Origin of the sequence: Solitalea canadensis DSM 3403 (genome assembly GCF_000242635.2) — a bacterium.
Lineage (GTDB): Bacteria > Bacteroidota > Bacteroidia > Sphingobacteriales > Sphingobacteriaceae > Solitalea > Solitalea canadensis.
In genome coordinates this window covers 2,188,465-2,212,878 of the sequence record NC_017770.1, presented here as the reverse complement: position 1 = coordinate 2,212,878, position 24,414 = coordinate 2,188,465, and the positions used below count along the sequence as shown (strand labels likewise).

At 36.5% G+C, this 24,414-nt stretch carries 26 protein-coding genes; 16 read left to right on the top strand and 10 right to left on the bottom strand.

All coding sequences use genetic code 11. The annotated features are described in order from the left end of the window. The first annotated feature begins 29 nt into the window (after window positions 1-29). From SOLCA_RS09100 to SOLCA_RS09080, 5 genes are all read left to right on the top strand, one after another. A complete protein-coding gene (locus tag SOLCA_RS09100) occupies window positions 30-833 on the top strand; it encodes a CHAD domain-containing protein (protein WP_014680152.1) in 804 nt (267 codons plus the stop codon). An 85-nt stretch (window positions 834-918) separates the two neighbouring features. Beyond that, window positions 919-2,115, top strand: coding sequence for an aminofutalosine synthase MqnE (gene mqnE / locus SOLCA_RS09095; RefSeq protein ID WP_014680151.1), 1,197 nt, complete (start codon window positions 919-921; stop codon window positions 2,113-2,115). A 101-nt stretch (window positions 2,116-2,216) separates the two neighbouring features. After that, complete coding sequence (locus SOLCA_RS09090) at window positions 2,217-2,894, top strand: histidine phosphatase family protein (RefSeq protein ID WP_014680150.1); 678 nt, start codon at window positions 2,217-2,219, stop codon at window positions 2,892-2,894. Continuing rightward, complete coding sequence (locus tag SOLCA_RS09085) at window positions 2,894-3,658, top strand: menaquinone biosynthetic enzyme MqnA/MqnD family protein (protein ID WP_014680149.1); 765 nt, start codon at window positions 2,894-2,896, stop codon at window positions 3,656-3,658. Before SOLCA_RS09090 ends, SOLCA_RS09085 begins: the two co-directional genes overlap by 1 nt. A 9-nt stretch (window positions 3,659-3,667) precedes the next feature. Further along, on the top strand, window positions 3,668-4,441 hold the full coding sequence (locus SOLCA_RS09080) for a DUF3050 domain-containing protein (protein WP_014680148.1): 774 nt from the start codon (window positions 3,668-3,670) through the stop codon (window positions 4,439-4,441). Between the two features lie 76 nt (window positions 4,442-4,517). Here the strand turns inward: SOLCA_RS09080 and SOLCA_RS09075 are convergent, their stop codons facing one another. The 5 genes from SOLCA_RS09075 to ribD all read right to left on the bottom strand — a co-directional run bounded on the left by SOLCA_RS09075 (window position 4,518) and on the right by ribD (window position 9,021). Then, a complete protein-coding gene (locus tag SOLCA_RS09075) occupies window positions 4,518-5,516 on the bottom strand; it encodes a zinc-binding dehydrogenase (protein ID WP_014680147.1) in 999 nt (332 codons plus the stop codon). Between the two features lie 10 nt (window positions 5,517-5,526). Continuing rightward, window positions 5,527-6,381, bottom strand: a complete 855-nt coding sequence (locus tag SOLCA_RS09070; RefSeq protein ID WP_014680146.1) for a nucleoside phosphorylase — start codon at window positions 6,379-6,381, stop codon at window positions 5,527-5,529. Window positions 6,382-6,449: 68 nt separating this feature from the next. After that, the gene (locus tag SOLCA_RS09065) at window positions 6,450-7,061 is read right to left on the bottom strand and encodes an IMPACT family protein (RefSeq protein ID WP_014680145.1); all 612 of its coding nucleotides are present in this window, start codon (window positions 7,059-7,061) and stop codon (window positions 6,450-6,452) included. Further along, complete coding sequence (locus SOLCA_RS09060; protein ID WP_014680144.1) at window positions 7,061-7,918, bottom strand: hypothetical protein; 858 nt, start codon at window positions 7,916-7,918, stop codon at window positions 7,061-7,063. Before SOLCA_RS09060 ends, SOLCA_RS09065 begins: the two co-directional genes overlap by 1 nt. A 38-nt stretch (window positions 7,919-7,956) precedes the next feature. Beyond that, on the bottom strand, window positions 7,957-9,021 hold the full coding sequence (gene ribD / locus SOLCA_RS09055; protein ID WP_014680143.1) for a bifunctional diaminohydroxyphosphoribosylaminopyrimidine deaminase/5-amino-6-(5-phosphoribosylamino)uracil reductase RibD: 1,065 nt from the start codon (window positions 9,019-9,021) through the stop codon (window positions 7,957-7,959). Between the two features lie 188 nt (window positions 9,022-9,209). Here ribD and prmC point away from each other — a divergent pair, with 188 nt between their 5' ends. Genes prmC through SOLCA_RS09040 form a run of 3 tightly spaced genes read left to right on the top strand, consistent with a single transcriptional unit; the run spans window position 9,210 to window position 11,405 of the window. Then, on the top strand, window positions 9,210-10,070 hold the full coding sequence (gene prmC, locus SOLCA_RS09050) for a peptide chain release factor N(5)-glutamine methyltransferase (protein ID WP_014680142.1): 861 nt from the start codon (window positions 9,210-9,212) through the stop codon (window positions 10,068-10,070). Window positions 10,071-10,128: 58 nt separating this feature from the next. Further along, the gene (locus SOLCA_RS09045; protein ID WP_014680141.1) at window positions 10,129-10,704 is read left to right on the top strand and encodes an acyl-CoA thioesterase; all 576 of its coding nucleotides are present in this window, start codon (window positions 10,129-10,131) and stop codon (window positions 10,702-10,704) included. Between the two features lie 2 nt (window positions 10,705-10,706). Beyond that, entirely contained in the window at window positions 10,707-11,405 is a 699-nt protein-coding gene (locus SOLCA_RS09040; RefSeq protein ID WP_042479578.1) for a TlpA family protein disulfide reductase, read from the top strand. 218 nt (window positions 11,406-11,623) lie between these two features. Here the strand turns inward: SOLCA_RS09040 and xerD are convergent, their stop codons facing one another. Then, window positions 11,624-12,523, bottom strand: coding sequence for a site-specific tyrosine recombinase XerD (gene xerD / locus SOLCA_RS09035; protein ID WP_014680139.1), 900 nt, complete (start codon window positions 12,521-12,523; stop codon window positions 11,624-11,626). Between the two features lie 106 nt (window positions 12,524-12,629). Between xerD and aroQ the strand changes: the two genes are divergently transcribed. The 3 genes from aroQ (at window position 12,630) to SOLCA_RS09020 (ending at window position 15,767) form a co-directional block, all read left to right on the top strand. Then, window positions 12,630-13,046, top strand: a complete 417-nt coding sequence (gene aroQ, locus SOLCA_RS09030; protein ID WP_014680138.1) for a type II 3-dehydroquinate dehydratase — start codon at window positions 12,630-12,632, stop codon at window positions 13,044-13,046. 28 nt (window positions 13,047-13,074) lie between these two features. After that, window positions 13,075-14,580 carry an ATP-binding cassette domain-containing protein gene (locus SOLCA_RS09025; protein ID WP_014680137.1) on the top strand — a complete coding sequence of 502 codons (1,506 nt, stop codon included), beginning with the start codon at window positions 13,075-13,077 and terminating at the stop codon, window positions 14,578-14,580. 107 nt (window positions 14,581-14,687) lie between these two features. Beyond that, window positions 14,688-15,767, top strand: coding sequence for a DUF2235 domain-containing protein (locus tag SOLCA_RS09020; RefSeq protein ID WP_014680136.1), 1,080 nt, complete (start codon window positions 14,688-14,690; stop codon window positions 15,765-15,767). Between the two features lie 64 nt (window positions 15,768-15,831). On the opposite strand, the gene SOLCA_RS09015 is transcribed toward SOLCA_RS09020, so the two are convergent. Together SOLCA_RS09015 and SOLCA_RS09010 are read right to left on the bottom strand one after the other, a co-directional pair. Further along, the gene (locus tag SOLCA_RS09015; protein ID WP_014680135.1) at window positions 15,832-16,416 is read right to left on the bottom strand and encodes a carboxymuconolactone decarboxylase family protein; all 585 of its coding nucleotides are present in this window, start codon (window positions 16,414-16,416) and stop codon (window positions 15,832-15,834) included. A 114-nt stretch (window positions 16,417-16,530) separates the two neighbouring features. Next, the gene (locus SOLCA_RS09010; protein WP_014680134.1) at window positions 16,531-17,085 is read right to left on the bottom strand and encodes a peroxiredoxin; all 555 of its coding nucleotides are present in this window, start codon (window positions 17,083-17,085) and stop codon (window positions 16,531-16,533) included. A 226-nt stretch (window positions 17,086-17,311) separates the two neighbouring features. Here SOLCA_RS09010 and SOLCA_RS09005 point away from each other — a divergent pair, with 226 nt between their 5' ends. Then, window positions 17,312-17,731: a CBS domain-containing protein gene (locus tag SOLCA_RS09005; RefSeq protein ID WP_014680133.1), complete on the top strand. Its 420-nt coding sequence runs from the start codon at window positions 17,312-17,314 to the stop codon at window positions 17,729-17,731. Between the two features lie 6 nt (window positions 17,732-17,737). On the opposite strand, the gene SOLCA_RS09000 is transcribed toward SOLCA_RS09005, so the two are convergent. After that, a complete protein-coding gene (locus SOLCA_RS09000; protein WP_014680132.1) occupies window positions 17,738-18,757 on the bottom strand; it encodes a glycosyltransferase family 2 protein in 1,020 nt (339 codons plus the stop codon). Window positions 18,758-18,812: 55 nt separating this feature from the next. After that, entirely contained in the window at window positions 18,813-19,670 is an 858-nt protein-coding gene (locus SOLCA_RS08995) for a lysophospholipid acyltransferase family protein (protein WP_014680131.1), read from the bottom strand. Window positions 19,671-19,807: 137 nt separating this feature from the next. On the opposite strand from SOLCA_RS08995, the gene SOLCA_RS08990 reads away from it, so the two are divergent. The 4 genes from SOLCA_RS08990 (at window position 19,808) to cfa (ending at window position 24,412) form a co-directional block, all read left to right on the top strand. Further along, entirely contained in the window at window positions 19,808-20,440 is a 633-nt protein-coding gene (locus SOLCA_RS08990; RefSeq protein WP_014680130.1) for a WbqC family protein, read from the top strand. Window positions 20,441-20,523: 83 nt separating this feature from the next. Next, on the top strand, window positions 20,524-21,516 hold the full coding sequence (gene bioB / locus SOLCA_RS08985; RefSeq protein WP_014680129.1) for a biotin synthase BioB: 993 nt from the start codon (window positions 20,524-20,526) through the stop codon (window positions 21,514-21,516). Window positions 21,517-21,886: 370 nt separating this feature from the next. Next, entirely contained in the window at window positions 21,887-23,140 is a 1,254-nt protein-coding gene (locus tag SOLCA_RS08980; RefSeq protein WP_014680128.1) for a hypothetical protein, read from the top strand. 129 nt (window positions 23,141-23,269) lie between these two features. After that, window positions 23,270-24,412 carry a cyclopropane fatty acyl phospholipid synthase gene (gene cfa, locus SOLCA_RS08975; RefSeq protein ID WP_014680127.1) on the top strand — a complete coding sequence of 381 codons (1,143 nt, stop codon included), beginning with the start codon at window positions 23,270-23,272 and terminating at the stop codon, window positions 24,410-24,412. Window positions 24,413-24,414: the final 2 nt, after the last annotated feature.

The window sequence follows — 24,414 nt, the reverse complement described above, 5'->3', positions numbered from 1 at the left end:
TGATCCTAAAATTATAAATTGTTAAAGTAGTGGAAATAGAATTAGCCTCCGTCCAGTCTTTTAGTGAGAAATTGTTCAATGCCGTTGAATTAGCTAAAGATGATTGTTCTAACGAACATTTACATGAATTACGATTAAAGCTTAAAACAGTTAAAACATTTTGTGTTTTATGCGAAAATGTGCACCCTGATCATCATAGATCCAAAGAACTGTTTTCACCGTTTAAAAAGTTGTTTAAGCACGCCGGAAGGCTTCGGGATAATTACCAGCTGGAAAAGAAACTTAAGCATTATTTTACTGAAGATGAGAAATGGATAGAACAGCTTAAACATTCTTTACATAGTAAAAGACATGCATTGGAAGAAAAATTTATTAATAGGGCAAAGAAGTTTGCAGCTGATGACGCAGAGGCAGTTTTAGTGAAAGTTGCTTTTTGTCTTAATTCGGATAGGGCAGAGCAGGTAAAAAGTTTCCGGTTATTCTCTACCGAAAAAATGGCTGTTGTCGAAAAAATGATGTTTGAAGGATGCGATAACACTCAACTTCATTTTATCAGAAGTCAGCTAAAGCAAATCTTTTTGTTACATAAATTCTTAAGAATACGTATTGATAAGAAAAAAATTATTCCGCAAATAGATCATTTGCAGGAAGAATTAGGAACGCTGCATGATAGTGAATTATTGTATGAATTTGCTGATAAAAACCTGAACGATAATGCAATTGGTGAGAATGGACTGCAAAAAAGATTGCATGCATTAGAAACCATGATTGAAAAATTAAGGATAGATTGTCTTAAAAAGCTGTCATTGTTGGTTAATATTTCGCATTTTTGAAAAACAGTTATTAGTAAAAAATCGTTCTACATATAAAATAGTCAACATTGTTTACTATTTTATTATTTTTGTCAAAACTTAATACATGAGATCTGAAACACAACTTGACATACTTTTAGCAGATCCACATCTTGCTCCTGAATTAAAAAATATAGCTCAAAAAGTAAAAAACAGCGAACGCATAACATTTGATGAGGGTGTTTTACTTTTTGAAAAAGGTGAACTTGGCTATTTGGGTACACTAGCTAACTATATCAGGGAGAAAAAAAATGGCGATTATACCTACTTCAATCGCAATTTTCATATTGAGCCCACCAATCTTTGTGTGTATGATTGTAAATTCTGCTCTTACTCGCGTTTAATAAAGCAACGTTCAGAAGGGTGGGAGTTTACCATGGACGAGATGTTTGACATGGTAAAAAAATACGATGGTAAGCATGTTACAGAGGTTCATATTGTTGGAGGTGTACTACCACAGTATGATTTCAAATTCTATACTGAACTATTTAGCAAAATAAAAGCTCATCGTCCGGAACTGCATGTAAAAGCACTTACGCCAGTTGAGTATCATTATATCTTCAAAAAAGCGAAACTTAGTTATGCTGAAGGTATGCGTTTAATGAAAGAAGCAGGACTTGAGTCAATGCCAGGTGGTGGGGCTGAAATATTCCATCCGGATATTCGTAATCAAATTGCTGCCGATAAATGTACTGCTGATCAATGGTTGGAAATTCACGAGGAATGGCACAAACTGGGTATGAGGTCCAACGCAACTATGCTGTATGGACATATCGAAAGTTTTTGGCACCGGATTCATCATTTGGAAGAATTAAGAAAACTTCAGGATAAAACAGGAGGTTTCCAGGCATTTATTCCACTAAAATTCAGAAACAAGGATAATCAGATGTCTGATGTGGCGGAAGTCTCTGTTGTTGAAGATTTAAGGAACTATGCCATTTCACGCATCTATCTAGATAATTTCGATCACATCAAATCCTATTGGGCAATGATCGGTCGCGTTACATCACAATTGTCGTTGGCCTTTGGTGTGGATGATATCGATGGAACTATTGACGATACAACAAAGATTTATTCAATGGCAGGCTCGGAAGAACAGCACCCGGCAATGAGTACCGAAGAATTAGTTGAATTGATAAAACATGTAAACCGTCACCCGATTGAGCGTGATACCTTATACAATACTGTCACCGATTATATGAACTACGATTTTTCTGCTGAACAGAAAGAAGCCGGGTTTATTTCTTTGCCGGTTATTCAATAGCTATTAGCTTTTAGTAATTAGCTACTAACGTCTGGTTATTTTACAAAATATAGTGCTAAAGGCTAATCGCTATCAGCCAAAAGCCAACCAAAACAAACTGAATGGAAATATTGTCAAATCACCCTGCATTTTTAGGTGAGGATGTAGATTTACAAAACCGAGATTACCAAAAGATCCTATATATAGTCAGACATGGAGAAACTGATTTCAATCGTAGTGGGGTAGTGCAAGGTCGTGGAGTAAATACTGATTTAAATGATCTAGGCCGTGAACAAGCTCAACGTTTCTTTGAAACTTATAGAACCGTGCCGTTTGACAAAGTATATACTTCTACATTAAAACGTACTCATCAAACGATGCATCCTTTTATTGAAGGAGGTTTGCAGTGGGAACAGCATCCTGGATTTGATGAATTGGATTGGGGCGAAAATGAAGGCAAACCTTATCATTCGGAGGTTGTTCAAAGTTTTACAGCGGTAACCGATGCGTGGACAAGCGGTCAGTATGATGTGCGGTTTACCGGTGGCGAGAGCCCGCTGGAAGTTAGTAAGCGTCAATTGGAAGCAATTGATCATGTACTTTCACAGGAAAATGAAAAACAAGTGTTGATATGTATGCATGGCCGTGCTATGCGTATTTTGCTTTGTGGTTTGCTCCAGATTGAGTTTAAACACATGGATTCATTTATCCACCAAAATACATCTTTATACACCCTGGGATATGATGGGCAGCGCTTTGAGATGTTAACTTTTAATTCCTTGGCCCATTTGGAGGATTAATGATGAATGATAGAAACCAAAAATTGAGAATTTCTGCTGTATCTTATACCAATACCAAGCCCTTTATTTATGGTTTAGAGCATTCGGGTATTTTAAATAAGGTAGAGTTATCTCGCGATATCCCAGCTGATTGCGCACAAAAACTTATTGATAATCAAGTAGATATTGGATTGATTCCAGTGGCCGCGTTGCTTAGGTTATCCTATTACGAGATTGTGGCTGATTACTGCATAGGAGCTACCGGAGCAGTAAATTCGGTATTTGTTTTTAGTGATATTCCGGTTGAAGATATCAAGACAATCCGTTTGGATCCTCAATCACGCACTTCGAATAATTTGGCTCGTATCCTAATGAAAAAACATTGGAAAATTGATCCGGTGGTTTTGAATGAAGGCGAAGCTGATGCGCAAGTGTTGATAGGCGACAGAACTTTTGGAAGAAAAGATGAATTCAATTATGTATATGATTTAGCAGAAGAGTGGCAAAAACTAACAGGTTTACCATTTGTGTTTGCAGTGTGGGCAGCCAATAAGCCAATAGATGAAGCTATTAAAGCTGAGTTAAATGCGGCTTTGGCGTATGGCATTGAACATCGCCCTGAGTTATTGAAAACCATAGAAAAGCGCAGTGATTTTGACATTGATTATTACCTGATGCATAGTATTGATTTTGTGTTTGATGAGAAAAAGCATGAAGCATTAAATCTTTACCTTGAATATCTTAAAGAAATTGATCATAGTCTGGTTCCTGAATTTTCTATTTAATGTTGTGCTATGCAAAGATCTATACAACAAATACGCTCTACCATTGAACCTTTACGTGAACAGCTGATTAAACATCCGCTGTACGAACACATTAAAACCATTGATCATCTGCGTATTTTCATGGAACACCATGTTTATGCCGTATGGGATTTTATGTCGTTGCTAAAGAGTCTTCAGCAAAATTTAACTTGTACAGAAGCACCTTGGATGCCTGTAGGTTCTGCTGAAACACGTTATTTGATCAACGAGATTGTAGTAGGTGAAGAAAGTGATGTAGATCAAAACGGTAAACGCACAAGCCATTTTGAACTTTATCTTGATGCGATGCTTCAGGCTAAAGCTGATAAATCAAAGCTGAAATTTTTTCTCAAATGCGTTACCGGTATTTATTCAGTTGAAAACGCCTTACGTACGGCAGAGTTAGCTGAGTCTATTCAGCAGTTTGTAAACTTTACCTTTGATACCATTGCAGAAGGCAAGTTATATACACAGGCTGCCGTATTTACATTCGGTCGTGAAGATTTAATTCCAGATATGTTCTTGTCAATTCTGAAAGAGTTAGATCAGCAGTATCCTGGAGAAATCAGCATATTCAAATATTATATCGAACGTCATATCGAAGTTGATGGCGGTCATCATGGAGAGCTTGCTCTTAAAATGACGCAAGAACTTTGCGGGGATGATGAAGAGAAATGGGAAGCAGCAGAAAAAGCAGTAATTGGTGCTTTGAAAGCCCGCATTAAACTTTGGGATGGTATTCTTTACGAGATAAAGAGAAAATAAGGGTTTCACGCAAAGCCGCTAAGATGCACGTTTTTAAGCTTAATTTCTTTGTGCCTTAGCGGCTTTGCGTGAATTTTTAATCTATCTTCAGCACAATCTTCCCGAACTGTTCCGATTTTTTCATTCGTTCCAAAGCCTCATTTGCTTCTGTAAAGTCAAATACTTTGTCTACTACCGGGAGTAATTTATGCTGTTCAATAAAACGAAGCATATTTTCAAAATCATGTTTGCTCCCCATAGTAGAACCTAAAATGTTTAACTGTTTCCAGAAAATCCGGCGAGGGTCAAGGTCTTTGATCGTTCCTTTTGTTGCGCCATAAAATACAATTCGTCCACCTGGATTGGCAAGCTCCACTAAATCCCTAAAGCCTTCACCTGCTGCACTATCGACAATCACATCAAAACCACCAGCCATTTCTTTCAGATCGTTTACCCATGATGAAATGCGATAGTTTACACCTCCATAAGCACCTAAGAATTTGGCCTTCTCAATTTTTTCATCAGAGCCAGAAGTTACATATACTTCGCATCCTTCAGCCACTGCATATTGCAAGGCAAATAATGCTACACCACCGCCAACACCATTGATCAGCACCTTCTCTTTAGCTTGAGCACCCGCTCTTGAGAATAACGCTCTAAATGCAGTTACTCCACCTAATGGAATTGCAGCTGCTTCCTCAAAACTTAAGTGTGCCGGTTTATCGTACAGATTGATAGCTTTTGTTTTTACATACTCAGCAAAAGTGCCATCTTCTGGTAAGCCTAAAATTTTGAACTCCTTTGCCTGGTATTTTTCCGTATTGCCCCAAAAATTCCCAGGGTTAATAAGCACTTCCTTGTTTAGCCAGGCCTTGTCAACATCTTCACCCACCTCACTTACAACACCTGCGCCATCAGAACCCAGAATAATAGGGTATTTAATACCGGCATATAATCCAACCTGAATCCAGTTATCTCTATGGTTAAATGATGCGGCTTTAACTTTTACCAAAACTTCATCCGGTAGTAATGATGGAGTTTCCACTTCTTTTACTGTTAAAGGTTGATTTAACCCTTCAAGAACTAATGCTTTCATTTTATTTTGGTTAAGCGGTTAATCGTTCTAAAACTAATTTAATTGCTTTTTCAACAATTGCAGAGGGATTCTTGCTAAACTTTTTCTCAAGTCGAGCTGCCAAAATAGCATTTATTGAACAAGCTTTGTGTCCCAACACTTTTGCCATTCCTAAAATCCCGGCTGTTTCCATCTCTAGGTTAGTAATTCTGGAACCATTATAAGTGAATTGCTGTAATTTAGTTATAAAATCGGGATGGCGGTTGGGAACTCTGATCGTTCGTCCCTGGGGAGCATAAAATCCACTACAGGTAACGGTCATGCCCTCAAGCATACCTTCTGATAATTTACTTTTCAATGTTTTATCCGCAGAAAATACATACGGACTAAAAGATAATTGTTCATTTAGTGCTTCTAGAATAGTTAACTCAGTATTGGAATTCTCATATTCGTAATAGCGCATTAAATTATCAAATCCGATTCCGTAAGTGGTAAAGAGCAAAGTATCCATTGGGATGTCGGGTTGTAAACTGCCAGACGTTCCGATACGGATAATATCTAACGATCTATGTACCTTTTTTTCTATACGCTCTTGAAAATCTACATTTACCAAAGCGTCTAACTCATTGAAAACGATATCAATATTATCTGTCCCGATTCCTGTAGAAATCACTGTGATTCGTTTATTTCCAATACTTCCAGTATGTGTAACAAATTCTCGTTTATTCTTTTTTAACTCGATTTTGTCGAAATATTTAGAAACCTCGCCTACACGCTCCAGATCTCCAACTGTAATTATGGTATCAGCAATATCTTCAGGAAATAGATTTAAATGGTATACAGATCCATCTGGGTTTAAAATCAGATCAGTTTCGGAAATTAGCATTAATGACAGATTTATTGATTGTGCTTAAATTTACAATTTTAGAAAAGAAATAGTTGAAAGGGAAGGTGCTATACTGTCCTTAAATAGTGAATCCCTGCCTTTAAACCTTCCAGTTTGCCTATTAATCGGTTAACCTCCGATTTCTTTAACTCAAATTCAATTGAACAGGCATTGTCAAACTGTTGATTAAGAATTTTTATGGCATCGTCCTTAAGTACCTTCATTACATCATTCATCTGTAAATACTCAAAATCAACACGATAAACATCATTAACAGTTTTTTGAATTATTGCAGCATTATTCAAGGCTTCTATGGTTGCTGTTTTATAGGCATTTATCAAGCCGGGTACACCTAATAATGTTCCTCCAAAATACCTAACCACAAATACAACCACATTGGTAACATCTTTGGACAGTAAGACATTCAGAATCGGTCTTCCCGCAGTTCCGGAAGGTTCTCCATCATCATTGGCCCTAAAAACGGAACGATCAAGTCCGAAACGCCATGCATAGCAATGATGCCGTGCAGTAGGATGCTCTTTTTTCAATACTTGCAACCATTCTTTTACCTCATCTTCCGTTTTAACCGGATAAGCATAGGCCAAGAATTTACTTCCCTTATCTCGAAAAATACCCTCAGCCGGAGCTGCTATAGTTTGATATGTATCTTCAAATAACATTAAGCGAATGAAAAAATAATAATTGAAATAATAGCGACTAAAATGCCCAGTTTATTTCTCAGACTTAATTTTTCACTAAAAATGAAAAAACCTACAATTGAACCCAAGGTAATTACCCCAACATCAAGTGCAGAAAAAATAACCGAGGGCTTAGTACTCTCCAAATGGAGTGCTTTTAAATAAAATATGATAGAGAAGAAATTGAAAGAACCTAACAATAGGCCTCCAATTGCAGTTTTTAGAGAAAACTTGGATTTTCCTGTTGTAAACAAATAAGCAAGTACGATGAACCCTAAAAACATGGCAATTCCAAATACAGTCGACAACGCGGTGGTAAATGGAACTTCTTTGTTTTGGGCAAGCCGATTAAACAGCACATCAATAACCCCGGTTCCTGAAAAAACGATCAATGGAAAAAATACAGATGCCTTTTTATTGCCGTCCTCATTTTTAGTATAAGGAAGTGATAAAATAATGGCTAGGAAGCCTGTTAAGAGTCCTGCAATTTTAATGGGGTTTAATTGCTCTCCAAATAAGATAAAAGCAGCCAGAACAGGTATCAAGAGTGATAGGCGTTGTGCTACAGCCGTTATCACCATACCTGAATAGGTGATTGATCTTGAAATGAAATAAAACAACGATAACAACAGCAGTGCAAGAATAGTGTACTCTGGCAGCAGGTTGCTGTGCTGGCCTACAATTTGTAAATCGGGTTTAAAGAAAAGATAAGATAGAATTAAGGCAGTAGGATAATTAATTATAATAGCCTGTAGTGAGTCAATAGAATATCTGTTAAAAAGCTTTAAAAGAACGGCAACTGCAACACTGCAGAGAATGCTTAAAAATATGTAAAACATTGTTGTAAATTAAAGGTTAGTGAGATGTTTATATCTTTTCAGAGCGCTATATAAGGATTGTTTTTATTGGCAATAATTGTCAATTCATCCTGGTCGATCATTTCCGATGAGATAACTTTACCGGAAACTGCTGGGGCTGGAGTACCATTTTCCAGGGTCTTTTCTCCTGTGAATACACGAGCCTCGTCCCATAATCCATAGTTAATAAACTGGTTAAGCACATTTGCTCCTCCTTCAATAATAACCGACTGAATATCTTGTAAATACAATTGATACATCATGAATTGAGGTAAATACTCGTTGAATTCTAAGGTGTTATAATAAACGTTGCCTTCCACACCTAATTTTGATTCATTGTAAACAATCGTTTTGGCTTCGTTATTAAAGATGTTCAAGTCTTTAGGAAGCTTCAAAAGACGGTCTATAACCACTCTGACTGGGTTCCTTCCGGCGAAATCTCTAACTGTTAACTGAGGATTGTCAGTCAAAGCAGTTCTTGAACCAATTAGAACAGCATCTTCTTCACTTCTCCATTTATGTACCAGTTGTTTAGCTCTTTTTCCCGTAATCCAGAATTGTGAATGATCAGTTGGAGCAAAATACCCATTGGCAGTTTGTGCCCATTTTAGAATAATATACGGACGATGTTGTGTCTGAAGCGTGATAAATCGTTTATTTAATGCCAAACACTCATTTTCAAGTACGCCTGTTAATACTTCGATACTAGCATTTTTTAATAGCTCGATGCCTCGTCCGCTTACTTTTTCATAGGGGTCTTTACAGCCAATAACCACTTTTGGGATTTTGTGCTTGATAATTAAATCAGCACATGGAGGTGTTTTTCCATGATGAGAGCAGGGTTCCAAGCTAACATAAATGGTGGAGCGCTTTAATAGCTCCTCCGCATCAGCATAATTTTCCAATATGGAGTTAATCGCATTTACTTCCGCATGGGCTTTACCGAATTGTTTATGATAACCTTCGCCGATGATTTTTTCGTCACATACAATTACCGCACCAACCATGGGGTTCGGACTTACCGATCCAAGCCCGTTAAGGGCTAATTCGATGCAACGTTTTATGTAGAGTTGATGTTTATCCATGAGCAGTGCAAAAGTAAGATAAATATAACCGCAAAGACGCAATGACGCTAAGAAAAGTCTTTATGTAGAGGGGCATGTGGATGTAATTTTGATAATCAACAACCTGGTTATTGAAGAATATCGAATAGTAGAGATATTATATTTCTTTGCGCCTTTGCGGCTTGGCGTTACATCACTACTTTTGTTGTATGCCACTGGTAAAAGAATTTGAAAACCACCTTACGGAAAAGCTCTCCGTTTTATATGATCAGCAGGAAGCTCGTAGTATTGCTCAGTTAGTGCTCATGCATCTTCTTAAGTTTAACAAGGTACAGCTTTCCATGAATGGAATTCGGGAATTGACTATGCAGGAAGTAACCTCAATAGAAATGGTGCTCATCGAATTATTAACAGGTAAACCGGTGCAATATGTATTAGGTGAAACTGAATTTTATGGTTGCCGGATAAAAGTCAATGAAAATGTGCTTATTCCGCGCCCCGAAACGGAAGAACTGGTACATTGGATATTGGCAGATCAGAAAAAGAACAGTAAAGAAGATATTTCTATTCTTGATGTTTGTACCGGAAGCGGATGCATACCCATTGCCTTAAAAAAAAACCTGCATTCAGCAAAAGTTCAAGGTCTTGATATTTCTTATGGTGCTTTAGAAACAGCTATGCAAAACGCTGTGCTTAATAAAACAGAAGTAAAGTTTTATCAGTGCGATATTTTGCAGTTGCAACCCGTAAATGAAAGAGAGTTTGATATTATTGTTAGTAATCCCCCTTATGTTCGCGATTCTGAGAAAGAAAAGATGCATAAAAATGTACTGGATTTTGAACCTCATTTAGCTTTATTTGTAGAAGATAATGATCCTTTACTGTTTTATCGTTCAATTGCCAATTTTGCAGCTAAGGCATTAAAAACAGGAGGAGCGCTTTATTTCGAGATCAATGAGGCATTGGGTTTGCAAACCAAGGAAGTAATGGAGCAAGCCGGTTTCGCTTATATTGAAATTAAGAAAGATCTTTACGATAAAGATCGGATGGCGAAGGGAATTCTAAAATAATTGCGCTTGATTATTAGGGGTGAAAAACAAACATCAAAAAATAAATAAACCAACAACTATGACCGACGAACAGCCGTATTACCGGGTAAAATACTCTCAGACCACTATCACCGAATTAATGGTTCCATCTTATGCTAATTTTGGCGGCAAGATTCATGGAGGTACTTTACTATCATTAATGGACAAAGTGGCTTATGCATGCGCATCCCGTCATGCCGGATCTTACTGTGTAACCGTTTCTGTGGATGAAGTCAATTTTTTAGCACCTGTTGAAGTAGGTGAATTAGTTTCATTACATGCTTCGGTTAATTACGTAGGGAATACATCATTGGTGATAGGTATTCGTGTGGAAAGTGAAAATGTTAAAACCCGGAAGATAAAGCATACCAATACCTCCTACGTAACAATGGTGGCAAAGGATGAAAAGACGAATGAGCTTAAAAAAGTTCCCGGATTAATACTGGAGGATAAGGAAGAGGCAAGACGTTTCATTGAGGCGATTAAGCGCAAGGAGTTAAAGAAACGATATGCACATGAGTTTGATAATGTAAAGGCTGAAGAAACTCTGGAAGGCAATCTTTCGTTATTGTCGGGTCAGCGTTGTGTTTTAAATTTAGATGAAGCGGGTTTATAATGATGAAGAGATTACTAGTTATTATCTGTTTATTTCCATTGCTGAGTTGTGCTCAGCAGCAACAGAAGAAATCTGATATTGTTATTAAAGATATTAACGATAAAGTTATTTCTTATGATGAAATGAGTTACTTGTTATTAACAGGCGACTATAAAATGCAGCAGTTGAAAAATGAACAGGGAGAATTTTCGGAGATCAAACTTTTAAAAACTACTCCACAGGAAAAAGATGCTGCATTACAAACGTTAAGTACACCCAATCCATTTTTTAAACATGGTGAAAATGTTCCCAATGAAAAATTCACCACAATTGACGGTCAGGAACTGAGTTTTGAACAGCTTAAAGGGAAGGTGATAGTTGTGAATGTATGGTTTACAACCTGCGCTCCTTGTTTAAAAGAAATGCCCGAACTGAATGAGTTGGTTGAAGAATACAAGTCTAATGAGAAAGTTGTTTTTCTTGCTTTTTCAACAGATAATAAACAAACGGTTGAACGTTTCCTGACTCGTCGTTCGTTCAATTATAAACACATAGCCGGAGTAGGAGATATGTTGGAGAAATTGGAACTAGGAACTTTTCCAACCAACCTGGTTATAACTCCTGAAGGAAAGACAATGTTTATTGCCGGTGGATATTTTCCGACTATTAAACAAATCCTTAAATATATGATAGATAAGTCATTGGATATAAATGATTTATAGTTTAATATTGTCTGTTAATAATAGCTATTAAGTTACGATTGCACTTTTTACTGATATAGAATTATTGCCGTTTTGGCTTAGCCAAGACGGCGATGAGTTTTGCACCTATCGGCGCAAAAACTGCTTTTATAATCTTTGTTTCTACCGATCTTATACTCCGAAGGAGTAGTTATTTTTTATTAACTGACAACTAATAACTGACAACTTGAGTTAGCTAATTAGGCTCTTGGATGAAAATCGATAATGGTTTGTCTTAAGAAGTCTCTGTCGAGATGCGTATAGATTTCGGTGGTAGTAATAGACTCGTGCCCTAGCATTTCTTGTACAGCGCGTAAATCGGCACCTCCCTCTACAAGATGCGTAGCAAATGAATGTCGTAATGTATGCGGACTAATCGTTTTCCTGATGCCCGCTTTTTCAGCCAAATCTTTAATAATGATGAATACCATAACCCGGCTCATTTGCGAGCCTCTGCGGTTAAGGAATACAATATCTTCATTACCTTGTTTTATAACCTGATGATTTCTAATGGATTCTTTATAAATGGTTAAATGCTTAATGGAGGAAGAGCTCATTGGAACCAAACGCTCTTTATTTCCTTTTCCAATCACTTTCATAAACTCTACATCAGCGTAAATAGATGAAAGTTTCAGGTTAACTAACTCTGATACACGTAATCCGCTGCCATATAGCATTTCCAGCATTGCCTTGTTGCGAATTCCTTCAGGAGTAGAAAGGTCAATCGTATCGATTAATTTGTTGATTTCATGAATACTTAACGTGTCGGGGAGCTTTCTTGCAAGCTTAGGTCCCTCTAGTAAAGCGGTTGGATCATCTGCTATTACATCCTCCAAAACTAAATACTGAAAAAAAGAACGTAAGCCTGACAGTATACGCGCCTGAGTGCTAGCCTCCATCCCTAATTCATAGATCCACATTAAAAAATCTTTTAAATGTTGAAGCTTTATCTGGGTAATTGAAATGTTTAGTTGTTTGTATTCAATAAATTGGGATAGTTTATTTACATCATTAATATAAGCATCAACAGAATTTGACGAGAGCGATTTTTCCAGTTTTAAATAAGATCGGTAGGCTTTAATATAATGTTCACTATTCATTGATCAATTAATACGATGTTCAATATTACTACTTGCGTTTGAAATATTAGACTTCAAAGGCTATTATTGTGACAATTTCTACGATTAATAATTATAATAACATTTTATGAAAATACTCATCATAAACGGACCTAACCTGAATTTACTTGGTAAACGTGAACCAGAGATTTATGGCAGCCAAACTTTCGAACAGTATTTTGAGGAGTTGAAAGCCAAATATCCGATTATTGAGTTATCGTATTTTCAAAGTAATAGCGAAGGTGTACTAATAGACAAGCTCCATGAAACAGGATTTTCCTATGATGGAATTATCTTAAACGGAGGGGCTTATACGCACACATCAATTGCCATTGCGGATGCAATAGCCGCCATTAAAACCCCGGTAGTAGAGGTTCATATTTCTAACGTTTACGCACGTGAAGCGTTTCGTCATCATTCCTATTTTTCAAGCAATTGTAAAGGTGTGATTGTAGGTTTGGGTATTGATGGATACCGTTTGGCTTTAGAAAGCTTTCTTAAATAGATTAAATTGTAGTTAGAATTTTTTATTGATGCTCCCCTTAATTCAAGCAACTGATATTTCATTTAAAGTTCATGGAGAAACGATCCTTCATGAAACTTCCTTTACGGTCAGTAAAGGAGAGTGTATTGTTATTACAGGAGCATCTGGTAGTGGAAAAACAACGCTGGGTAAAATCATTGCGGGACATTATCCGGTTTCTTCGGGTTCAATTACTGTTGCAAATGATTTACGTAAAATATTTGTACATCAGCAACATGACTTTAGATTTGCCTTTCATTCCCGTTCCTACTTCGGGCAACGATTTGATCGAAATTACGAGGGACAGTTTCCAACCGTACATAAAATATTAAGTAAGGATACAGACGAAAGCCTTTTGAATCATGTAGTTAACTTGCTCCATTTGCAGGAAAAGTTAGACCAACCGGTAATTGAACTTTCTAACGGAGAGGGGAAAAGGGTGCAGTTAGCACAGGCTTTGCTTTTACAGCCACAATTAATGGTTTTAGATCAACCTTTTATCGGATTGGATGTACAAACCAGACAGCAGCTGCATCAATTGATTACAAGGCTTAAAAATGAGGGAATCACAATTGTCATGGTTTCTTCTCCAGAAGAGATTCCGGCATGTACTGATCGGGTCTTCCTGTTGGAAGGAGGTAAACTATCCGGAATTGTTATTCCCAATGAACTCATTATTAAACAGGAAAATCATTATAATGCCATTAAAAACGAAATTGAATGGCAGGAAATAGAACGATTGTCGCCAGTAGCGAATGACGCATTTGAAAATGCCGTTCATATGTCGAATGTGAATATTTGTTTTGAGGATAAAGTTATTCTGGATGATGTATCGTGGACTGTTAAAAAAGGTGAACATTGGGCATTGATAGGCCATAATGGTTCAGGAAAATCAACATTGCTAAGTCTGATTAATGCAGATAACCCACAAGTGTATTTGAATGATGTGCAGTTATTTGACCAAAAAAGAGGCGGCGGTGAAAGCATTTGGGAGATTAAAAAGAAAATCGGGTATGTATCACCAGAAATGCATGTGTTTTTTCAGCGAACAAGCTCCTACGTAGAGTCAATTTCACTTTCAGCGAATGATTACACCCTTGACGGATTCTCCCAAGAGCAAACCAGTTGTTATGAGGCCATTTGTTCGGGCTTTAATGATCAAATGGGATCTTCTGCTAACATTACCTATAACCAGCATTCATTGGTGTTGCATTGGCTGGAAGCATTGGAACTGAAAAAACTTCAGGATAAACCATTCTATAAAGCATCATTAGGAGAACAACGTGTATTGTTATTGATCAGGTCTTTGGTTAAAAATCCACCTTTACTGTTGTTGGATGAACCATGCCAGGGATTAGATAGGTATCAAACACAACGTTTTACCTCTATAGTCGACAATATATGCCGTCACTTTAATAAAACCCTAATCTATGTTTCTCATTATTCCAACGAGATGCCTTCTTGTATAGAACATCAACTTATTCTTGAAAAAGGAAGAATAAAAGAGATTTTCTAAGTGTTTATACTCAATTAGTTAGCGAATAAATACCTTTTCTTTTTTGTAAAATTGTTTTTAAATTTATTAATTAACTGTAACACAGTTTGTTATAAATTAACATTGCTATGAAAAGGATTATTATTTGCTGTGATGGAACATGGAATGAGCCCGGCAAACATCCTACGAATGTTCAAAGAGTATTTGAAGCTATAAGCCCGAAGGGAAAAACAGTTATTGATGATGTAGAACACGAAATCGATCAAATTTCCTTTTATATACAGGGAGTCGGAACAGCTGGCCTGATGGATAAATATCTTGGAGGGTTTACAGGTAAGGGAATTGATGATAATATTATTGAAGCTTACAAGTTTTTAATCGGTAATTACTATCCTGGCGATCAGATTTACCTATTTGGTTTCAGTCGAGGTGCCTACACCGCCCGAAGTCTGGCAGGATTGATTCGCAATTGTGGCATTTTAAAGCCTACCAAGTTTAACCATCTTCTTGAAGCCTATGGTAAGTACAGACATAGCAAAAATCACCCTGAGAGTCCTGAAATGATTGACTACAGGAGACGATTTGCTTTGGCTGATGAGGTGCCTATCAGGTTTATTGGAGTTTGGGATACGGTGGGAGCCTTAGGAATACCCGCAAGACTGGCATTACAGTCAAATATGAAGAAATACCAGTTTCATGATGTTAAACTCAGTAGTAAAGTAGAGTATGCCTACCATGCATTAGCGATAGATGAGCGGCGATCACCTTTTAGACCTACCTTATGGGAGTTAAGTGATACAGTTAAAAAAGATCCGAATCATAAACAGGTATTAGAACAAGTATGGTTTCCCGGAGTGCATAGTGATATAGGTGGAGGATATCCTGAAAAGGGTTTAAGCTTTATCTCTTTACTATGGCTGGTTGAAAAGGCAGAAGCAACAGGATTATGCTTTAACCCGGTTTACAAACGATGGGTTAAAGTGGTGGCCGCTTGTCAGCAAAATTATATGTTGCATAATGAAGAGAGCCTAATGTATAAGATAATGCTAAACATTAGAAACAGGCGGATAGATGATATGGCATGGAAAAAGCAGGTGCGGCATGAAATGCTACATTCCTCTTTGGATTGGTATAAACGTGTAAATAATAACTATCGACCTAAAAATGTAACGAGTTCAATTTCAAGCTGGCTACCGCATACACCATAAAAAAGCTTCCGGTTAACCGGAAGCCCTACACAATCTATATCACTAAAAACTAACTCTTTTCTAATTATAAAATGGCTGCAAAGCCTTTAATGATGGCAGATAATCTAATAGCATCATAAACTCTTGCTTGCGTTGCGCCATGTTTGATAACTGAATCTTCATGGGCATTTACACACATTTCGCAACCGTTAACAGCTGACACGGCCAGGCTCATTAATTCAAAGAATTCTTTGCCTAAAACAGGACTCATCATTACACTCATTTTAATACCAGCCGGTGTTTGATTGTAATAATCTTTGTTGGTGTAATGACGGAAACGATAAAAAACATTGTTAACGTTCATCATTGAAACAACAGCAACCGTTTCAGCTACTTCTTCAGCAGAAGCACCGTTTTCAGTTGCCATCTGTTCGAAAACAGGAATTAAAACGTTGTTTTTTTCATTTAAAGCAATTGAAAGGGCTAATAATGCACTTTCTTTTTTGGTAAGATTTGGGTAATTAAGCGAATTTTGTACGTTAATCTTTAAATCTTTCAGATACTTGCTATCAGCATCCGCTAGTTTTACTAACTCAGCTGAAACATTATCTTCACTAATATTTAATTGTTCAAATAAAGAAACGAGTGTTTCGTTCTGTATAGCGATCATAATAATTTAATGGGATTTGAAGGAGAGAATTACCTCCTCGAGTTTTTATAGTGTTTTCATAAACACGTTGGAGCTTGCTCCAACGTGAACAGGAAATAAAAGTAAGACTCAAATTTATGCTTTGATGGTTTCTTCACCTTTTGTCCAGTTACAAGGGCAAAGCTCATCAGTTTGTAATGCATCTAATACACGTAATACTTCCACAACATTACGGCCTACACTTAAATCGTTTAAGCTCACCCAACGAATTGTTCCATGAGGATCTACGATATAAGTAACACGGTAAGCAACTTTTTCTTCCGCTTCTAAAATTCCCAATTCTTCCGCTAATGATTTTGAAGTATCAGCTAACATCGGGAACTTAAGGTTGCGTAAGTCATCATGATTTTTTCTCCAGGCAAGGTGAACAAATTCACTATCGGTTGATGCTCCGATTAATTGAGCATCTCGATCTCTAAAATCCTGGAATTTATTATTGAATTCAGCAATTTCCGTAGGACAAACGAAGGTAAAATCTTTTGGCCACCAGAACATTACCATCCATTGATTTGCATTAATATGATCTTGCGAAGTGATATCAAAAAACTCGCTACCTTTTTCAATTGATACTACTGCTTGTTTTTTGAACTCCGGAAACTGTGAACCTACTGATAAAATTCTGTTTTGCATGTCTTATTATATTTATTGTTTTTCTTTTTGATGGCGCAAAGGTGAGGCTTCTGTTGTTATAATTCAAATCGATTGTTTTTATATCTATATAGATAATATTTATATCGCATTTTAATGGCTTATATTTCAATGATAAAGTGAAAAATAATTGATTTTTGGCTGATAAAAATCATATTTTAGAATTGCATTTAGTTCTATTTTTGATTCTAACAACAATAAAGGTGCTATGAAAAAGAGAGAACCTGTAAGTCATATAATGACTAAGACGGTGTACACCGTTGAGGATACTGATGATTTAAGAAAGGTAGTTGATCTTTTGAAACAACACTCGATCCGGCATATTCCTGTAGTTAAAGGGAAAGAAGTTGTGGGTATAATTAGCCGGTCTGATATAAACAGATTAACCTTTGGAGCATTATTCGACAACCAGGATGGCACAGACGAGGCAATTCTGGATATGTTAACAGTTCCTCAGGTTATGACGTCAAAACCGAGAACGCTTACATCAGAAACAACTATTCGTGATTTAGCTGAAATTTTTACGCAAGAAGAGTTTCATGCATTACCGGTAGTTGATAATGGAGAGTTAAAAGGCATTGTTACAACAACAGATGTCGTTAAGTACTTGTTGGAACAATATGAGTAGGGGGCGTTAAACTTCCCTTACGATTTTACTGAAACACTTTTTACGTTTAACAAAATAAGCCCAAACAATGCTGTTTTGCCAGAAACCGCTTGTATTGGGTTTATTTTTTTGCTCTACCCGTTTGTTTGTCCATTTAGTTAAGTGGAGTAAAAAGTGAGTATGCGCTTTATTGATCGAAAAAGCGTTTTTAAATTTACCTGAAGTCAGAAATTTGAACCAAGCCAGCAGATCTAGCCAAAATCTGACAAATAGTACTCCAAAGACTTTGCTTGTTGGTAAATTTTTACAAAGTATAATCAGGTTATTTCTGAAGTTTAAATAGGTTTTGAATGGGCTTTCGGCTTGTAATGTGCCACCTCCGACATGAAATACTTCCGAATCAGGACAATAAACAACTTTGTAACCCAGATTTTTTAGTCGCCAGCAAAGATCTATTTCTTCCATATGGGCAAAAAGATCACTATCTAAGCCATTAACCAGATCAAAGTGTTTTTTCTTAATGAACATTGCTGCTCCTGATGCCCAGAAAATTTCGGATACGTTATTATACTGACCATTATCCTCCTCAACCGAATCAAAAATTCGCCCTCTGCAGAATGGGTAACCGAATTGGTCAATAAAACCGCCCGCAGCACCTGCATACTCAAAGTAATTCTTTTGGTGATAACTCTTTAGTTTTGGCTGGGCAACTGCAATTAACTCATCAGACTCCATTAAATCGATAACCGGCTCAATCCAGTCAGGTGTCACTTCAACATCCGAGTTCAGTAATACAATGTAATCTGCATTTACACTTTCCAGAATTTTATTGTAACCTCCAGCATACCCATAATTATTATCATTTTGAAGAATAGTAACGCTTGGATAGTTTGCCTGAACATAGGCTACTGAATCATCTGTTGAGGCATTGTCGCCCACAACAATTTCGAGATTTGAATACGTGGTGTTAAGTACGGAAGGCAAAAATTGTTCAAGGAAATGTTTACCGTTCCAGTTTAATATAACGACAGCTACCTTAGGTTGCATTAATAATATGTTGGATGTAATGTCTTTAAATTGTTTCTAATTTCAGGGTTATTTATTATTTCCAGCGCTTATGCGACCATAACCACGTATCCGGCTGATCGATAATCTGTTCCTCTAAAAACCTGATATGTTTTTCAGTAATAACCCCATCCGGTGTCGCTTTAGGATGTTCTTCAAGTAACTCAAACGTCACCGCATAATGGCCTCTTTTTACTTTTTTGATACTACAAAAAACAACAGCGGCATCCATCATCTTGGCAGTTCGTTCTGTTCCTAAAAAAACATAAGTTGTTTGATTTAAAAAGGTTGTTTTATATACATTTTCACCTTTACCAGGGTATTGGTCGCCTGCCAAAACAAGGATATATGGCTTATTTTTATATTCAATAAGTTTTCTAAGTGTAAGTTTCATTGGCACGAGAACAGCTCCGAACTTTGAGCGCATATTCAAAACCAATTTGTCGAAGAACGTATTTTCTAATGGTTTGTAAATGATCATGGTGGCATGTGGAGAGGATTGACTTTGAATCAGTCCGGCCCATTCCCAGTTTATTACATGGCCAACCACTCCAATAATCCCACGATTATTCTCCTGAAGCTTTAATAAAAACTCAGGATTGGTAATTTTAAAACGTCTTGCTAGTTGTGTTTGGGTTAAAGTCAACATCTTGACACACTCCAATAGCATATCCGTAAAATTGCGTTGAAATTTAACCGAAATTTCATTGATTTCTTTTTCTGATTTATTCGGAAAGCTATTGCGGAGGTTGGTTAATATCACTTGCTTTCTGTACCCAACAATATCAAAAATTAAAATCTTAAATATATCCGATAAGAAGTATAAAACAGGAAAGGGGAGAATTGCAATTAAATAAAGTAATGGGAGCGATAGCCAGTAAGAAACTTTCTTCAACTTGAATAAAATTAATGTTATGACAAATATAGATGAATGCTACTATTATTCTATAAAGCTATAATTTCTTTACAAAGAATTTTGAAGTTGCGTGTAAATGTTAATCAGGACATTAAAATTTCATTATTTTTGGCCCAATGCAAAACGAACTAATACTTCCTTCTTGTTACTTACCACCAATTAGCTGGTTTTCAGCATTAGTGCAGCATACAGGTACTGTAAAAATTGAAAAATTTGAACATTTTCCTAAGCAGACCTATCGTAACCGGGCACATATTTATTCACCAAATGGTTTGCTTTCTATGAGTATTCCGGTGATAAAAGGATCCAAAAATCATACTAAACTTAAAGATGTTAAGATCAGTTATGATGCAAATTGGCAAAAGATCCACTGGAAGTCGCTAGAAAGCGGATATAGAAGTTCTTCTTTTTTCGAGTATTATGAAGACGATATTCGTCCTTTTTACGAGAAGAAAACCGAGTTTCTTTTAGATTATAACGAAGGGCTATTAAACTTTTTGTTCAAAAGTCTGAAACTTGATAAAAACTATGAATTTACCAGTTCATATGAATTGTACGATGAACCGATAAAAGACTATCGGGAAGTAATTAGCCCTAAGAAATTACCATTGTATTCAACTGAAGCATACTATCAGGTTTTCTCAACTGCAAATGGCTTTATTGCCGACCTGAGTATTGTTGATGTTCTTTTCAATCATGGAAACAGGGCAATGGATATCATTCGAAAATCACAGCTCACGGGTCAATAGATTTTCAGTATACTTGGCACTTTAAAAAATTTAACCAGAAGAATAACCATTCAATAAACCAAAATATCTAAACAACTTACAATATGGCAGAAGTAAGACATAACTGGTCGAAAGCAGAGATCGAAGAGATATACAATACTCCTCTGATGGACCTTATCTATCAGGCTGCAACTATTCATCGTGAAAATGATGATTATGCGGAGGTTCAAATCAGTAGTTTGTTATCAATTAAAACCGGTGGCTGCCCGGAAGATTGTTCCTATTGCCCACAAGCAGCACGTTATCACACTGATCTTGAAGTACAAGCATTAATGCAGGTTGATCAGGTGGTTATTGCAGCTAAAAAAGCTAAAGAAGGAGGCGCATCACGACTGTGTATGGGTGCTGCTTGGAGAGAGGTACGTGATAACCGTGATTTTGACCGTGTTTTAGAAATGGTGACAGCCGTAAACTCCCTTGATATGGAGGTTTGTTGTACACTGGGTATGCTTACTGAAAATCAGGCTGAACGTTTGGCCGAAGCAGGTTTATATGCTTACAATCATAACTTGGATACTTCTGAAGACGATTATAAGCGTATTATTACAACACGTAGTTATGATGATCGCTTAGATACCATTAAGAATGTACGGAAAGCGAAGATTTCTGTTTGTTCAGGTGGAATTGTAGGTTTGGGGGAAACCACAGCAGATCGCATCTCTATGTTGCATACATTGGCGACCATGACAAAGCATCCAGAATCAGTTCCTATTAATGCGTTGGTTCCGGTAAAAGGTACTCCAATGGAAAATCAGCCGCGTGTTCCAATTCAGGATATGGTTAGGATGATTGCTACGGCCCGTATTGTGATGCCTAAATCAGTTGTACGTTTATCGGCCGGCCGTACAGAAATGAGTTTAGCAGATCAGGCTTTATGTTTTATGGCGGGAGCAAATTCAATCTTCGCCGGAGATAAATTATTGACCACCCCGAATCCGGCATTTAACGAGGATATGCAAATGTTTGATATTCTTGGATTAAAAGCTCGCGAATCGTTTAAGGAACATAAAAAAGCAACTGCAGAATTACAAGATTAAAAAATACGTTGAAAGCCTCGAAAAGAGGCTTTCATTTATATTAGCTTATATATAAACGAAAGAACATTACCTATTTTTACTACTTAACTTGTATTAAATCAATATTTACCAAAGTAACTTTGTACTTGCATGTCGTTAAATTGAAATATTGAGTATCCTATAGGATTAGTTCGTCCATATTGGACGTTGTTGCGAATAATAGATTAGCATTAATATGTTTCTTTTAGGAGTAAGTTATGATGGATTTAGATTGAGGTTAGAAATGATTACTCTAATGGATTTTCTTCTTTACGTTACCAAACTAAAAGCTACTTATACCAATTCAATATGGATACACACTTATTAACTACTAATTATTTCTTAATTTAAAATGAAGAGAATTTTACCACTTTTACTTGCCTTACTGTCGTTCTTCACAATTCAACAAACCTTTGCTCAAAGTAACTTTGTACCGGGATATATCATTAAACTGAATGGAGATACGGTAAAAGGTCAACTTGATGACCGTAACTGGAACATGAATCCTACGAAGATTACTTTTAAAACTGACGCCGAACAACAATATACCGTAAATGAAATAACAGGTTTTGGAACCGTAGATGAAACTTATAAAAGATTTACGGTTAGTATGATTCTTAATAAAAGGAATATTTCTGATCATATACCTAATGAAGCTCCTAGGGTTGTAACGGATACTTCAGTTTTTTTAAGACTACTGGTCAAAAGTGATTATGATCTGTACATATTCAATGATAAAAGTGATTTGCCCCATTTTTACATTGTTCAAAACGTAAATATTCATGAACTTACTTATAAAAAACAACTAATAGAAAGAGGCGGGTCTACTTATATTGGAGAGGATAATAGTTTCAGAAACCAGTTGATAGGAGCTCTACAGCCCGATAAATCACTTGAAAAAAAAATAAATAGTGCTCGATACGAAATTGCTGATATGATCAGAATTTTTCAAAAAAACAATGAATCAAAGGGATTTGAAAATAAACAATTGGTAAAAGAAAAGTTATCTTTCGATTTTGATATCATTGCCGGTGCGTCCTATGCATCTCCCTCACTCTCCGGAACAAGCGCTATTGCCAAACCGAATTATAAATTTGATGGTACAATTCAGCCATCATTCGGATTAGGGTTTACCGCTTATCTTCCAAGAAATAGAAAGCAGTTCTCTTTGGATAATCAATTGATTTACTCTGCTTATAGTTCAACATCAACTGGAACTTATCCTACAAGCACTTATGAAATCAATTCAGATGTAAAACTAAAAGCCAGCTATATTAAATTACTCAATATATTTCGTTATGAGTACCCTAAAGGTAAGGTGCGCCCGTTCATAGGAATTGGAATTAGTAACGGATTAGCAATTGACATTCAAACTAGTTATTACCGCCAGAACACACTTTTTGAGAAAAATTCGGCCACTGTTCCACTGTTTGAAGAGACCAGGAATTATGAACAAAGCTTAGTGTTTCTTCTCGGTGTTAATTACAATAAGTTTAAGTTTGAAATTCGAAATGATCAGTCAAATGGAATATCGCCCTATGAGACCACTGCTTCAAAAATTAAATATTATCAATTCAGCATTCGATATTCACTTATCAGAAAGTAATTCCCAAAGCCTCCACCTGGAGGCTTTTTAATTTCTACCAAATTTTAGCCAGCTAAGCTGTTGAAACAGAACTAAATTTCCTAAATTAATAGGTAATTAAGTTAAAGTGCCGTCTGCAAAAAAAATGTCATGAAATCAGCAGCTACTTTGTCTCTTTCAGTTTCGCGTTATGAGCAAAAAATAAAGGATGTATTTGCTCAAGCTGGTATAATCATTAATGGAAGTAATAAATATGATATTCAGGTTAATGATTCCCGTTTTTATTCAAAGATATTGGCTAATGGATCAGTTGGTCTTGGTGAAAGTTTCGTGGATGGTTGGTGGAGCTGTGAACGATTAGATGAGTTCTTCACCAAAATAATTGATGCCGATCTGGCAAAATTGGCAAACGTCGACCCTGGAACTAAAAGGGTGGCCTTTGAAGCAAAGTTTTTTAACCTTCAAAATATAAGAAAGGCTATAAATAACGCTTCAGCACATTACAATTTGGGTAATGATTTATTTCAGGCAATGTTGGACAAGCGGATGACTTATACTTGTGCATTTTGGCAAGATGCTTCAACCTTGGATGAGGCACAAGAAGCTAAATTGGATTTAGTCTGCCGGAAATTATATCTCGAACCAGGAATGAGTGTTCTTGATATAGGATGTGGATGGGGCAGTTTTGCAAAATTTGCTGCTGAAAAATATAAGGTTAGGGTAACTGCCATAAACGTTTCATCTGAACAGGTGAAATTGGGCTCCGAATTATGTAAAGATTTGCCTGTTGAGTTTAAATTACAAGATTACAGATTGATAGAAGGTAAATATGACCGGATTGTTTCATTAGGAATGTTTGAGCATGTGGGATTAAAAAACTATCGGACTTATTTTGAAGTGATAAACAGTTGTTTAAAACCCAACGGATTAGCTTTGTTGCATACAATTGGTGCATCGGTTTCATCAAAATACTCTGACCCTTGGATTTCAAAATATATTTTCCCCAATTGCTTGATTCCTAGTTTAAAACAGATAGCTGAAGCTGTTGAAGATTTATTGGTTATTGAAGATGTTCATAATTTCGGAACAGATTACGACCAAACATTAATGGCTTGGTATCATAACTTCACATCCAATTGGTCGAGGTTACAATCTAATTATTCAGATCGGTTTTACAGGATGTGGTGCTATTATTTGCTCTGCTGTGCCGGAGCATTTAGAGCACGACAAAATCAATTGTGGCAAATAGTTCTTTCTAAAGGTATAAAGAATGGTTACTTATCTCTTCGTTAACA

Excerpts from the sequence above, each read along its gene's own strand:
- mqnE (WP_014680151.1), top strand. The coding sequence starts at position 919 with ATGAGATCTGAAACACAACTTGACATACTTTTAGCAGATCCACATCTT.
- SOLCA_RS09090 (WP_014680150.1), top strand. The coding sequence starts at position 2,217 with ATGGAAATATTGTCAAATCACCCTGCATTTTTAGGTGAGGATGTAGAT.
- SOLCA_RS09085 (WP_014680149.1), top strand. The coding sequence starts at position 2,894 with ATGATGAATGATAGAAACCAAAAATTGAGAATTTCTGCTGTATCTTAT.
- SOLCA_RS09080 (WP_014680148.1), top strand. The coding sequence starts at position 3,668 with ATGCAAAGATCTATACAACAAATACGCTCTACCATTGAACCTTTACGT.
- SOLCA_RS09075 (WP_014680147.1), bottom strand. The coding sequence starts at position 5,516 with ATGAAAGCATTAGTTCTTGAAGGGTTAAATCAACCTTTAACAGTAAAA.
- SOLCA_RS09070 (WP_014680146.1), bottom strand. The coding sequence starts at position 6,381 with ATGCTAATTTCCGAAACTGATCTGATTTTAAACCCAGATGGATCTGTA.
- SOLCA_RS09065 (WP_014680145.1), bottom strand. The coding sequence starts at position 7,061 with ATGTTATTTGAAGATACATATCAAACTATAGCAGCTCCGGCTGAGGGT.
- SOLCA_RS09060 (WP_014680144.1), bottom strand. The coding sequence starts at position 7,918 with ATGTTTTACATATTTTTAAGCATTCTCTGCAGTGTTGCAGTTGCCGTT.
- ribD (WP_014680143.1), bottom strand. The coding sequence starts at position 9,021 with ATGGATAAACATCAACTCTACATAAAACGTTGCATCGAATTAGCCCTT.
- prmC (WP_014680142.1), top strand. The coding sequence starts at position 9,210 with ATGCCACTGGTAAAAGAATTTGAAAACCACCTTACGGAAAAGCTCTCC.
- SOLCA_RS09045 (WP_014680141.1), top strand. The coding sequence starts at position 10,129 with ATGACCGACGAACAGCCGTATTACCGGGTAAAATACTCTCAGACCACT.
- SOLCA_RS09040 (WP_042479578.1), top strand. The coding sequence starts at position 10,707 with ATGAAGAGATTACTAGTTATTATCTGTTTATTTCCATTGCTGAGTTGT.
- xerD (WP_014680139.1), bottom strand. The coding sequence starts at position 12,523 with ATGAATAGTGAACATTATATTAAAGCCTACCGATCTTATTTAAAACTG.
- aroQ (WP_014680138.1), top strand. The coding sequence starts at position 12,630 with ATGAAAATACTCATCATAAACGGACCTAACCTGAATTTACTTGGTAAA.
- SOLCA_RS09025 (WP_014680137.1), top strand. The coding sequence starts at position 13,075 with ATGCTCCCCTTAATTCAAGCAACTGATATTTCATTTAAAGTTCATGGA.
- SOLCA_RS09020 (WP_014680136.1), top strand. The coding sequence starts at position 14,688 with ATGAAAAGGATTATTATTTGCTGTGATGGAACATGGAATGAGCCCGGC.
- SOLCA_RS09015 (WP_014680135.1), bottom strand. The coding sequence starts at position 16,416 with ATGATCGCTATACAGAACGAAACACTCGTTTCTTTATTTGAACAATTA.
- SOLCA_RS09010 (WP_014680134.1), bottom strand. The coding sequence starts at position 17,085 with ATGCAAAACAGAATTTTATCAGTAGGTTCACAGTTTCCGGAGTTCAAA.
- SOLCA_RS09005 (WP_014680133.1), top strand. The coding sequence starts at position 17,312 with ATGAAAAAGAGAGAACCTGTAAGTCATATAATGACTAAGACGGTGTAC.
- SOLCA_RS09000 (WP_014680132.1), bottom strand. The coding sequence starts at position 18,757 with ATGCAACCTAAGGTAGCTGTCGTTATATTAAACTGGAACGGTAAACAT.
- SOLCA_RS08990 (WP_014680130.1), top strand. The coding sequence starts at position 19,808 with ATGCAAAACGAACTAATACTTCCTTCTTGTTACTTACCACCAATTAGC.
- bioB (WP_014680129.1), top strand. The coding sequence starts at position 20,524 with ATGGCAGAAGTAAGACATAACTGGTCGAAAGCAGAGATCGAAGAGATA.
- SOLCA_RS08980 (WP_014680128.1), top strand. The coding sequence starts at position 21,887 with ATGAAGAGAATTTTACCACTTTTACTTGCCTTACTGTCGTTCTTCACA.
- cfa (WP_014680127.1), top strand. The coding sequence starts at position 23,270 with ATGAAATCAGCAGCTACTTTGTCTCTTTCAGTTTCGCGTTATGAGCAA.